Below are 11,888 nucleotides of genomic sequence, written 5' to 3' on the forward strand. Positions count from 1 at the left end.
GCTCAACTGCATTGATGTGATGTGGATGCCGGTGTATCGAGAGTGGCGAGTGCCACTCGTGCGATCAAAGGTATATCTCGCTCAACGCAGAGCAACCGAGAGGAAGCCCGCCGAAGGTACTGAGCAACTTAGCGACGTTCAGTCCGCGCTGGGTGAGTGGTGCCGATGGCTGAAGGATGAGCAACTTCGTTACTGCCCAGTCTGCATTCATTCTGGGCGTCACTATCAGTACCAACAGGATGAACGATTTCTGCGCTGCGTCTTGCATCAGAGGCGTTTGCTATTAGGCTGTCCCCACTGTCGTGGCGCGCTGGACACAAGAGGATCCCTAGCTCATGGATTTACATKCAATTCTTGTGGCGAGACACTGCTGAAGTACCCGATACCTGGTTCGTTTCAGGGCCGAAAGAGTCTCTCAAGTACAGATAAACTTGATGAGCTGCACCAATGGCTTAGAGATGCCAACGCCTCTCTCCTCGGATATCAAAGAGCTTGCACTGGGCGCACGTTGATATGCTGGGACGGCGAGAAAGCGGATAGCCATGCTGGCGCATACTGGTATGCGCTTGCTCATTTTCCCAACACAATGGTGCAGAACGCACTAGCACCGACGTCACACTCCTTCAGGCAATTTCCAGCAACTCCACTTGTGCTGCCGCCACCGGCGGACGACTGCAAAGCAGTGGTCCGCCCCTATCAGGACCTGCTCAGGTGCGTCGCGCGTCAGATCAGGCGCACCTATCTAAAGGGGCACTCCCGCTGCCGCGTTTATGCAATGAGGTCCGTGGGCGGAGGCCGATCTCGGATCAACTCTAGGTATCCGGTTACGCTCAAGCCTCATCTGTGCTGCCTTGGTCAAGCGTACGCGTTATGGCTACTCCAGCGGCGCGAAGAGCTGCTCGAAATCTCGGAACAAATGACCATAAGGGGTCTTCCAGACTTTGAGGTTCCAATGCGTCTACCCGATCTGCACGCAGCGGCAGCCAGTTACATCAGTTCTTTTGAAGCATGGGTGGCAGATCTTGCTCGAATTCAATCGCGAGTTCGACGCTCCAACACGCAGCCCATGCTGTGCGACCCGTTTAGCTACTCCTCGCAATGGGCGCTGCATCAACCTGGTGCAAGCTGGAGTTGCCCCACGCACTTGCGAATGGCGGGGCAGAAGGATCATGGCCTCTGCGACAGAGGGCGCGTTCAGAAGGAAGATTTCGAATTGGTCATAGCCATGGGTCAGTTCAGGGAGCGAATTCTTACCAGGCTTGACAGACCGCGGCGACGCCACGGGCCAGCCGTCTCAGACATCCCGCTCTGAAGGTGCCGCGCAGTGCAGTCGCCGAATGAACGGTCTTGCCTAGGTGGCGGCCGCTCGCACAAGGAGAGGACAGCACGGCGCGATCACCCGGTCAGTCGAGGCCCTCGCCGCTGGTCGCCACCAGCCCTCGAGGTCTATCCGGGTAACTTTCGCCTTCTTATACGAGCGCTCAGCGCGCTTGTGCGCACTTCGGCGGGTGCTGGCCAGTAGCTGCATTACTCCGGAAGCTTTCCGATGGAATTGTTCAGCCGCTGCAGCTGAAGGGGCTTTCCCAGCACCGAAACCCGGCGGGGGAGGAATCAATTGCCATGGCCGCGGTCAGCTCTTCAGCCCGGACACTACTAGGCTCTGACACAGCGCGGCCGGCAACACAGCTGTTTGATTTCCAGCCCGTGTACGTACTTATCCGATGCTTGAACACGGGTCTTCGCCAATCGCAGCTGCATCGCATCTACCGCCCCCAACGCGAGGAACATCTTCCGCCGCTACCAGCTCTCACGTAAGTTGCCCTCGCTCCGCTCTTCGCCTCGTTGATAAGGGTTCGTTATCGAGGGCGCAGGGTGCAATCCGCGCATTGAATGTGATCCCCTTGCCGAGATCCACATCTCGCCGGCTACCTAAGTCGCAGAGCTGCGCAGATCTCCCTGCACCACTGGCTCATTAGCATCTGGAGAAGATCGCTCAGATGAAGGCGAAAGCAGGTCGCGTCAGCGCGGTGCTGCCAGCCATCGTCGAGGTGAAGGATTGCGTGAACCTTGCCGATGATGGACTTGACGCCCAGGTGGATCCGACGCCGGTAGCAATGGAATCGACAAGCGCTGCGGATGTCGCCGGAGTTCGGAGCACTGCGCAGACCAGGGCGGTTGTTGCTCGGCTTTCCACGGCCAGCAAACTGGTTGATGTGCGGATGGGTGCTGGCAGTGCATCGGCACTGAATCGGGAACGAGTTGCAGACCTACCCGTTCGTGCGGTCGATGGCCATGTTTCTCCGCTTTCAAGGGCGCATCGATCAAACACGTGACTGGGGAGCCGGAGATCGGCCGGGACAATCTGCAGCCGACGACCGCAGTCATCGCGTGCCTGGAATGGCAGGGGCACCCCAACCTAATAAACATAAGGCCGATTGGGCGATTCATCCGTCCGAAGGACCGTGGGTGCGGAGCGCCCATAGCCCTTCAATGCATGCCTGCAGCGCCCAGCCAAGGCAGCCCGGGTGGAGAATTCACGGACGAACATCGATCTCGTAGGTCAAGGCTCCGCTCCGATGCCGGTCATCGGGCGCGGCGGGCCTTGGAGCGGGAGAGGCACCCGTACGTACGCGCTGCGCGGTGCGAAGCACGAACCAGAATCCGGATCATTACTTCGCTGAGTCGCTGACCACCTATGAGCGGACAAGACTATCCGCCGCTGCTGACAGAAACTTCACAGCTTTCTTGCGTTTATTCGACAACAGGGACGCGGAGAGCGGAGGGTCAGTCATCTGGATGCCAACGTCGCTCAGGGAGGGGGTGCGCGGTGTATGAGTCTGTGGGGCAGTATCTGGTGGAGTGGCACGCAGTCGGAGAGCAACGAGGGCGGGAAGGCACTTGGAGCGGAACGTGGCAAGTGCACATGCCCGGCTCGCGCGATTGCAGCAGGCCAGTTGTTCAGGGAACAACGAACGCGACATGGAGCTATTGTGAGGCAGTTGACGCCGCGAAGCGGCAAGCCTTACATGCCGCCGCGGCACTGTGCGCAATGGAGTAGGTGCCATCGTCTTTTGCTCGCCGCTTGGCTGTCGACCATCGAGCCCTCAATCCAGCCGGCGAAGGCCGCAGCCAGGTGAGCCGGACTGGCTGGTTATCTCAAGGCGCGCAATGACGTCAGCGAAGATGCCCAGTCGCTGCTGGGTCAGTGGCAGATTAGTTGCGAGCCGATTTGGATGTCTATCGGGGGATGACAGGTACCCACTAGTGGTCGGAAGCGCGCATTGAGCGGTTCGCGCGATTAGGGACTGTTATTGAAGGAGAGGAATCTCGCATCCCGCTCGACCAGAACGCGCGGACAGAGCTGGCAGGGGGGGCATGCCGCTCATACGTCCCAACTGATCGGGCCGCTTGGTGGCCCGCCCACTGGCAAGCCCCTGTGCTGCGGAGACGGCCGGCTTCGACTGACCACCTCCACAATGTCTGTCGCATTTCGGGGCTTTCCTCTTCGTCGGGTACATAAGGGGCGCGTTTGACGAGGCTGATGGTTAACGAGTCCTTGGCAACCACAATTATTTTCGAGTGGCTAGGACGATGACTCCGGTAAGGACCAGAGCAATTCCGGTCCACTCGCGCAGCGCTGGCCGCTCGTTGAGAAGTAGTACCGAAGCGACAACAACCAGTACCACGCTGAGCTTGTCCACCACCGCCACCTTGGCTAGCTCTCCGATCTGAATCGCGCGGAAGTAAAACATCCACGAGGCGCCCGTCGCGAGAGCGGACAGCACTAGAAAGAGCTGTGTCCTCCCTGGCAGCAGCAGCGGGTTTGACCACTTGCCAGTGAGCATCACCATCGGAAGAATGACCGCAGCCACTATCAGTGTGCGGATCGCCATGGCGAGATCCGAGTCCACCCCCTTGACGCCCACTTTGGCGAACAATGCTGTTGCAGCTGCAAAGATGGCCGACAGTCCGGCCCAAACGAGCCACGCGGGAACGTTCAGCACCTTGAAGTCCTCATGTCTTATGGAAACTGTGTTCGAGCTGCCTTTCGGGGGAAGGTCAATTGCACTCTTAAGCCTGGCATGTTGTCGTCGAGTGTCATGCTCGCCTCGTGAAGGTCAGCTACTGCCTTGACGAGACTGAGTCCAAGGCCGTTCCCAGGTGATGTTCTGCTTGCGTCCAGTCGATAAAACCGCTCGAGGACTGTTTGGCGGTATTCGGAGGGAATGCCTGGACCGTCATCAACGACCTGCAACGACGCCCCCGCTGGGCTTGCGGTTGCACATATGGATATCTTTGTGCCTTCTGGGCAATGGCTGCTCGCGTTCTCAACGAGATTGGCGAGCATTTGTGTGAGCAAGGCCTTGTCACCATGGATCAGAAGTTCACCCGATGCGCTGCCGGTGAGCTGTTGTCCGCGGTCCTCGACGGCGGGTTGATAGATCTCTCCGACGGTGGCCACTACTTCGGAAAGGTCAACGAGTTCGAAGTTCGAATGCCGTTGACTGCTCTCAATTTGCGAGATCCTCAACAGCGCTGCGAACGTCGCCAGGATGGCATCAATGTCGTTGAGCGAGTCTGAAACCGCAGCCTCAAGCTGAGGTTGGGATGCCCCCCTTTCGTGGACGATCTCAAGCTTCTGTCTAAGTCTGGACAGCGGTGTGCGCAGATCATGAGCGACGTCAACTGACACCTGTTGCATGCTCCGCATCAGTGCCGTAATGCGATCGAGCATGGAGTTCAGGCTGGCGGCCAAGTGATCAAACTCGTCCCCGCTTCCGTTGAGTGGTATGCGCTGCGCCAGGTTTCCATGAACGATGTTACGGCTGCTCTGGCTCATTTCCTCAATGCGCCTTAGCGAGGCCGCGCTGATCAAGGCGCCGGCCAGCAATACCAGTGCCAAGGCCACGATCACGCCGAGCAGGAAGGACCGCGTTATGAACTCCCGTAGCTCGTTGATCTGTCGATCGCTCGTCAGGACCACCAGCATGCCGCCGTCGCTCGTTTCACGGCATATCCCCCGCATTGTCATCGCGGGCAGAAGGCCTGTGGGCGGAATGGAAAGGGATTCGATAAGTCCCGGGCTGACCTGGAGCATGGGCAGATCGCCGGAGATCCGCTCTCCATTGGGTGATATCAGCAGATAGCGAAAACCGTTGCCAGACTTCGTAGAGGAGTCGATCACGGGGATGAGAGAACCCGAGCTGGCTCCTTGCGCCTGCATGTCGATCTCCCGGACTTCAGCTTCGACAGCTCCGTCGATCTGTTCCTTCATGTAGTGCGTGGCCGAAAGGATCATGACCACGAACATCACCAGGAAACAGACGGCTGTCGTAAGCGTATAGAGCAATGTCAGGCGGAAGCTGGAAGTCCGTACAAGCCTGGATAGCCTCACGGTCCAGACTCTTTGATGCTGTAGCCGGCCCCTCGGACGGTGTGGATCAGATTGGGTTGCCCCGAGCGCTCCACCTTCCCTCGAAGCCGGCTCATATGGCTCTCTACCACGTTGGTCTGGGGATCGAAATGGAGGTCCCAGACTTTCTCCAGAAGCATGGTCCTAGTGACGACCTCTCCGGCGTGGCGCATGAGGACCTCCAGAAGTCGGAACTCCCGCGGCTGGAGTTCAACCTCGGATCGTGAACGCGTAACCCTTCTGGAGATCAGATCCATTTCGAGATCGCCAACGCGCAATGTCGTCTCGGCTTGGGTTTTTCGCGGGCGACGACCAAGGGCCGCAACGCGCGCAGCGAGTTCTGAGAAAGCAAACGGTTTGACTAGGTAGTCATCGGCGCCAGCATTGAGGCCCGTTACGCGGTCGTCGATTCCGCCAAGGGTCGTCAGAAACAGGATCGGCGCCTGATTGCCCGTTGCTCTAAGGGTGCTGACCAGGACCAGCCCGTCCAGCCCGGGGAGCATACGGTCGACCAGGATTAGATCCCATTCATGATCCGATGCCTGGAACAGTCCCTCGCGCCCATCAGCGGCAAGAGTGATGTTGTGGCCGAGTTCGGTAAGCCCTGTCGAAACATAGGTCGCCGTCGCCGCATCATCCTCAATGACCAGAATGTTCACTTTGCCGGTTCCGGGATGCACACCAAAGCCTTTTAGAACGCCGCAGGGATTCGGTCAAGTTGTCAATCACCAATGTTCCGGTAATCGGACGGTGATGGACTCTGGACTAGGCTTTGAATGTCCTCATGGAGATTTGCGCGATGCTAAGCCGATTGGCGCTCGTCGTGGCCGCAGCCCTTGCTCTCGCGGGCTGCGCGACATACCAGCCCAAGCCACTGGACATCCAGGCCGGGCCCGCGCACGCGCTAGCGTGGGCTTCACGGCCTGCCGGCCCGTCTCAGCCCTTCAGCCTGGAGCAGATTGGACAGCTGGCAGTTCAGAGCAACCCAGATCTGATTGCGGCACGAGCGGAGCACGGCATAGCGGCAGCACAGCTGGAAAGTGCCGCCGCGCTGCCCAATCCGGTGCTGTCGGTGAGCTATGCAGGTGTCCTCAGCGGCGCTGGGGCGCTTCCGGCGATAGCTCTGGGCTTGGGCCAGGACATCAAGGCGCTGATCATTCGACCTGCCAAGGTGGGCGCTGCGAAGGCGCAGCTGGCGCAGGTCGATGCAGGCATTCTGTGGCAGGAGTGGCAGGTCTCCGCCAAAGCCGAGTTGACCGCATTGGAACTGGCTGCAGCGAGCCGGCAGCTCGTGCTGGCCTCGGAGACCTCCAGACTTTGGGACGAACAGCTCGCGCGAAGCCGCGTGGCAATGGAGCAGGGCGATATTTCCATGACGTCGTTCGTCAAGGATAGCCAGCGCTCAGCCGACGCCAGACAGCAGACCGCTTTGCTGACGACTTTGCGGCTAACCAAGCAACAGGACTTGGCGGGTCTGCTTGGTCTGGCGAGTGAGGTCGAAATCCCTATTGCCTATCCTTCTCCTATCGCCACGACCGACGCCACTCTTGTGACCGGCCGGTTGGAGGACATTGCGGCCTATCGACCAGATTTGATTGCGCTGCGGGCCGGCTATGAATCCCAGGAGCAGAAGGTCAGGCAGTCGGTGCTTGCGCAGTTCCCGGCAATGACTGTGGGTGGCAACTATGGGCGGGATACCGGGAACGTAAAGACGGCGGGTGTGGACGTTTCCATGGAACTTCCCATCTTCAATCACAACCAGGCGGGCATCAGCATCGAACAGGCGACAAGGGCCAAGCTGGCTGCGGAGTTCCGTGCTCGGTTGATCTTTGCCAAGAATGAGCTGATGTCGCTGATCGCCCAGCAAGGATTGGCTGAAAAACAGCGCGTGCAGAAGGCGAAACAATTCGCCGCTGACAGTGCACTTGTACCCAGGCTGCGTGCGGCGCTCGCGCGGCATGACATCGATGCGCTGACCTATGTCGAAGCCGTAGCGGCCCAGAACGGGAAGGAGCAGGAGCTTATCGCTCTGGAGTCCAGCATCGCTGCCCAGAACCTTGCTATTCAAACCCTGAGCGGCCTGGGTATGCCCCACATGGATGGCTTGGATGGAACCACCCAATCCCCCATCGGAGCCGACCAGTGATCAGCAAGAATCGATGGTTTGCCATAGCGCTGGTCTCAATCGTAATCACCGGATGTGGATCCCCATCCCCGGATCGACGTCGACCCAGTGTTGCGGTGGAGACGTCGTCCGCAACATGGGCTCAGATGGATAGGACTATGCAGGTCTACGGCACAGCGATCTCGTCACCCGATGGCGCCTATGCCGTGAGCGAAGCCCTGGATGGGCAGGTCCAGACCGTCTCGGTGGCCGTAGGCGACCAGGTCCGTAAGGGGCAGCCCATCGGGGTCTTTCAGCTGTCGGAGAGTGCTCGTGGTGCACTGGCTCAGGCGGAGGCCGCGGTGTCCGCGGCTCGCAACGAAAAATCGCGAGTTGATCGCTTGTTCGCCGATCAGTTGGCTTCAATTGACCAGCACGGGCAGGCCGCCAAGTCGCTCGCAGATGCACTCGCTGCTTATCAGGTCGCCTCTTCCGTCGCCGGGGGCCGCAGTGAGAAGGTCATGAGGGCTCCATTCGATGGCGTTGTGACCTCCGTGACCGTATCGCCCGGCATGAAGACACCGGCAGGCACGACGTTGCTGACGCTTTCGCGGAACAATGCGCTGGTCGTCCAGTGCGGCGTGGAGCCTCGTCATGCGTCCTCAATTCTTGTGGGCCAGAACGTCAAGCTGGTAGCTCTCGGAGGAGGGGAGCCCTTGGAAGGGGTGGTGACCCGGACGTCCAGCGTCATCAATGCGGTCACCCGTCTTGTTGACATGGAAGTCAGCACTTCGGCTCCCCTGATGAAGGGGCAGGAGTATCAAGCGTTCGTGTCGGCCGGCACTGTCTCCGGCTGGCGCGTCCCCAGTACCGCCGTTCAGGAGGACGAGCAGGGAACGTACCTGTTCCAGGTCAAGGGTCGCACGGCCGTTCGGGTGCCGGTGAAGCGCCTGCTGCCGCGGGAGGGTGATCAGTTGCTGGTTGCGGGCACGCTCAGTGCAGAGCAGCCCGTAGTGGGATCTGGTGCCTATCAGTTATCTGACGGGGCGCTCATCAGGGTGGCTTCTGCCACGCCAGGGCAGGGGCACGTCAGTGAGATTCGTTGACTTCGTGTCTCGCCAAGGTCAGGCAATCCTTCTAGTTGCCTTGGCTCTGGCTTTCTCGGGAATTCTGGCTTCAACGAGAATCCCAGTCACCCTCTTTCCACAAGTCCCTTTTCCTCGAGTGGTCGTGGATCTCTCCGCAGGGGATCGCCCTGCCGCGCAGACGGTGTTGTCTGTCACCAAACCGGCAGAAGAGGCCATCCGCTCGATTCCCGGCGTCCGCGCAGTGAGATCAAACTCGTCCCGAGGATCCTCTCAGATCTCGATTGATTTTGGTTGGGGAAGGGACATGATCGCATCGACCATTTTGGTCGATGCCGCCATGGCGCAGGTCTTGCCTTCGCTGCCAGTGGGAACCCACTACGAGGTCCGGAGAATGGATCCGACAGTGTTCCCCATCATCTCCTATGCGCTGACGTCAGCCAAAGTCTCGCAGGCACGCTTGAGGGATATCGCGCAACTAGATCTTTCGCCTCGCCTGGCGGCGGTAGCCGGGGTTGCGAAGGTTGCTGTGCAAGGCGGGGATACCCAAGAGGTTCATATCGACGCCGACCTACGCCGACTCGGCTCTCTGGGGTTGTCGTTGGATGATGTTGCAGCAGCCGTATCCTCGGCCACGCAGATCACCGCGGTGGGCCGGCTGCAGGACAGGGATCATCTCTCCCTGGTCATCGCCCAAACAGACGTCCAGACGATCGAGAAGCTGCGCCAGACTGTGGTTCGGGCGGGGCCTGCCGGGGCGGTGTACCTTGGTGATATCGCCGAGGTGCGGTACGGCGCAGCGCCAGTCTGGACTCGCGTGTCTGAAGACGGACATCCTGCTGTGCTGCTCAACGTCTACCAGCAGCCCGATGGCAATGCGCTGTCGATAGCGTCCGAAGTGAAAGATGCGCTCGCCCAGGCGAGCCTTCCCGATGACGTCAAGCTACTGAACTGGTACGACCAGAGTCAGCTGGTGTCCGACTCTCAAGCCAGCGTTCGAGACGCTGTTCTGATTGGCCTGCTTCTCGCTGGCCTGGTCCTGTTCGCATTTCTGCGAAGCATCCGGATCGTCCTCGTCGCGATGATCGTAGTGCCTGCGGTTGTTGCAGTCACCGCGTTGATACTCTGTTTGGCTGGCATGACCTTCAACATCATGACCTTAGGTGGGATCGCTGCGGCCGTGGGTCTGGTCATCGATGACGTGATCGTCATGGTCGAGCACATTGCGCAGAAGTCCGGGGCGAGTGATGGTGGGCCCAGCAGAGTTCTTCCAGCGGCCCGGGAATTCGCGCGTCCCCTGATAGGCTCAAGCCTGGCCACCATCGTGGTGTTCGTACCCTTAAGCTTCATGAGCGGAGTCACGGGAGAGTTCTCGCGCGCCCTGTCCATCACCATGGCTGCGGCCTTGTTCATCTCCTTCCTGTTCACGCTACTGGTGGTTCCTCTTCTTGTCCGCAGGCTCATAGATTTCGGCAAGTGGAGCGATCCAGGGGAGAGAGACGGCAGTTGGATGTCCAGGGTCCACAGTCGATGGCTCTCGACCTGCTTGGCCCATCCACGCTGGGCACTGGCGGCCGTCCTCCCGCTACTGCTCGTCGGTGGTCTTGCCTGGACCCAAGTCCCCAGTGGCTTCATGCCGAAGGTGGATGAGGGCGGCTTTGTGCTCGATTTCCGAACCCCTCCGGGGACCTCCCTGGAGGAGACCGATCGTGAACTTCGCCAGTTGGACGAAATCCTGAGATCAGTGGGGGACGTGGAGACCTTCTCACGTCGCATTGGCACCGGCCTCGGGGGCGATCTCGGCGAACCGCATCACGGCGACTACTTTGTCAAATTGGCCCAGGATCACACCCTCGCCACCGAGGAGATCATGACCAAGTTGCGGGTTCTGGCTGCGCTGCGGATCCCCGGTCTTGAGGTCGAGATGGCTCAATTGACCGAGGACCTCATCGGCGATCTAACTGCGGTGCCGCAGCCGATTGAAGTCAAGCTCTATGCCGAGGATCCCGCCCTGCTCAGGTCTGAAGCAAAAAAGGTTGCGGAACTCCTATCCCGGCTTCCTGGGATCGTTGAGGTCAAAGATGGTGTCAATCTCGCCGGCGATGGGCTCGATGTTCAAGTGGATCCCGTTCGGGCGGCGATGGAATCGGTGACTGCATCTGACATTACTAGAGCGTTGAGCGCCGCACTGACGGGATCTGTCGTTGCTCAGCTACCAACAGCCAGCAAGCTGATGGATGTCAGGGTCAGTGCAGGGAACGGCATCGCGCTGGACCGCGAGGGATTGGCGGCTCTTCCCGTGCGCGCGGCCGACGGCCACATCTTTCCTCTCTTCAGGGTCGCATCAATCGAATCAGTCACTGGCGAGCCTGAGATCGGCCGCGACAATTTGCAGCCGATGACTGCGGTTACGGCTCGCCTGGAAGGGCAGGGCATCGGCACGGCGGCAGCAGCGGTAAAGGCCGCGCTGGACAAACCTGGCACGCTCCGCCCAGGTGTCCGTTATGCGATGGGAGGGTTGTACGAGCAACAGCAGCAGGCGTTCACCGGATTGGTGGCGGTGTTTGCGGCGGCGTTTCTCGCCGAGCTGATTCTGTTGATGCTCCTCTATGCGGAGTTCTGGACTCCACTGCTTATGGTCCTCACGTCTGCTCTGTCCGCGACTGCGGTGTTCATGGCGCTTTGGTTCACAGGCGTGGAGTTGAATATCACTGCTCTGATGGGTATGACGATGGTGGTCGGAATCTCGACGGAGATGGCCATCTTCTTGGTAAGCGAGTTCAAGAGGCTGGCGCAGTCCTTGCCGATCAAGCAAGCCTTGGAGCAGGCGGCTCGAAGTCGACTTCGTCCCATAACGATGACGACGCTTGCTGCTGTCCTCACGTTGCTTCCGCTGGCCATGGCGATCGGGCGTGGATCAGGCATCCAGCAGCCGCTCGCGATCTCGATCATTGCTGGTCTCACTTTGCAGTACTTCTTGGTACTCCTGATTCTTCCTTCCGCGTTAAGCCTGATCTCTCGCCCAAGGGGAAATCAGTGAATCTAAGTGTCACGGCTCAGGCGCCGTGAAATCCAAGCTGACTTGGCGGGGCTGAGTCTGCGATCCGACATTCGCTCGTGGCCTCTCGCCGGATCGACTGTCGAGTCTGTGCAGCCTGTCGCACGTGACAGCTCTCCAACGAAAGGTGCTGTAGCATTAAAACCTAGCTGAATGGGCAGGGCGTGGGCCCACGGGATGAAGATGGAGAACGATATCGGGACCCCCAGAGCAGGGACAGCCAGGACC

Annotated in this window: 7 protein-coding genes; 4 read left to right on the forward strand and 3 right to left on the reverse strand. The window is 59.6% G+C overall.

What is annotated here, in order from left to right; translation table 11 throughout:
• Positions 1-1,997: 1,997 nt before the first annotated feature.
• Positions 1,998-2,333 (forward strand): hypothetical protein, encoded by a 336-nt coding sequence (locus AC1DJN_RS16315; RefSeq protein ID WP_442251550.1) that lies wholly within the window; start codon positions 1,998-2,000, stop codon positions 2,331-2,333.
• Between the two features lie 1,236 nt (positions 2,334-3,569).
• Here AC1DJN_RS16315 and AC1DJN_RS16320 read toward each other — a convergent pair.
• The 3 genes from AC1DJN_RS16320 to AC1DJN_RS16330 form a co-directional block, all read right to left on the reverse strand.
• Positions 3,570-4,004: an EamA family transporter gene (locus tag AC1DJN_RS16320; protein ID WP_442251551.1), complete on the reverse strand. Its 435-nt coding sequence runs from the start codon at positions 4,002-4,004 to the stop codon at positions 3,570-3,572.
• A gap of 17 nt (positions 4,005-4,021) precedes the next feature.
• A complete protein-coding gene (locus tag AC1DJN_RS16325) occupies positions 4,022-5,299 on the reverse strand; it encodes a sensor histidine kinase (RefSeq protein ID WP_442251574.1) in 1,278 nt (425 codons plus the stop codon).
• A 92-nt stretch (positions 5,300-5,391) separates the two neighbouring features.
• Positions 5,392-6,072, reverse strand: coding sequence for a winged helix-turn-helix domain-containing protein (locus AC1DJN_RS16330; RefSeq protein WP_442251552.1), 681 nt, complete (start codon positions 6,070-6,072; stop codon positions 5,392-5,394).
• 113 nt (positions 6,073-6,185) lie between these two features.
• On the opposite strand from AC1DJN_RS16330, the gene AC1DJN_RS16335 reads away from it, so the two are divergent.
• From AC1DJN_RS16335 to AC1DJN_RS16345, 3 genes are all read left to right on the forward strand, one after another.
• Positions 6,186-7,559 carry a TolC family protein gene (locus tag AC1DJN_RS16335; RefSeq protein ID WP_478015693.1) on the forward strand — a complete coding sequence of 458 codons (1,374 nt, stop codon included), beginning with the start codon at positions 6,186-6,188 and terminating at the stop codon, positions 7,557-7,559.
• A 137-nt stretch (positions 7,560-7,696) separates the two neighbouring features.
• A complete protein-coding gene (locus tag AC1DJN_RS16340; protein ID WP_442251554.1) occupies positions 7,697-8,623 on the forward strand; it encodes an efflux RND transporter periplasmic adaptor subunit in 927 nt (308 codons plus the stop codon).
• Positions 8,624-8,627: 4 nt separating this feature from the next.
• The gene (locus AC1DJN_RS16345; protein ID WP_478013512.1) at positions 8,628-11,642 is read left to right on the forward strand and encodes an efflux RND transporter permease subunit; all 3,015 of its coding nucleotides are present in this window, start codon (positions 8,628-8,630) and stop codon (positions 11,640-11,642) included.
• Positions 11,643-11,888: the final 246 nt, after the last annotated feature.

This window comes from Stenotrophomonas sp. 05L414_2 (assembly GCF_056397905.1).

Excerpts from the sequence above, each read along its gene's own strand:
- AC1DJN_RS16315 (WP_442251550.1), top strand. The coding sequence starts at position 1,998 with ATGAAGGCGAAAGCAGGTCGCGTCAGCGCGGTGCTGCCAGCCATCGTC.
- AC1DJN_RS16325 (WP_442251574.1), bottom strand. The coding sequence starts at position 5,299 with ATGATCCTTTCGGCCACGCACTACATGAAGGAACAGATCGACGGAGCT.
- AC1DJN_RS16340 (WP_442251554.1), top strand. The coding sequence starts at position 7,697 with ATGCAGGTCTACGGCACAGCGATCTCGTCACCCGATGGCGCCTATGCC.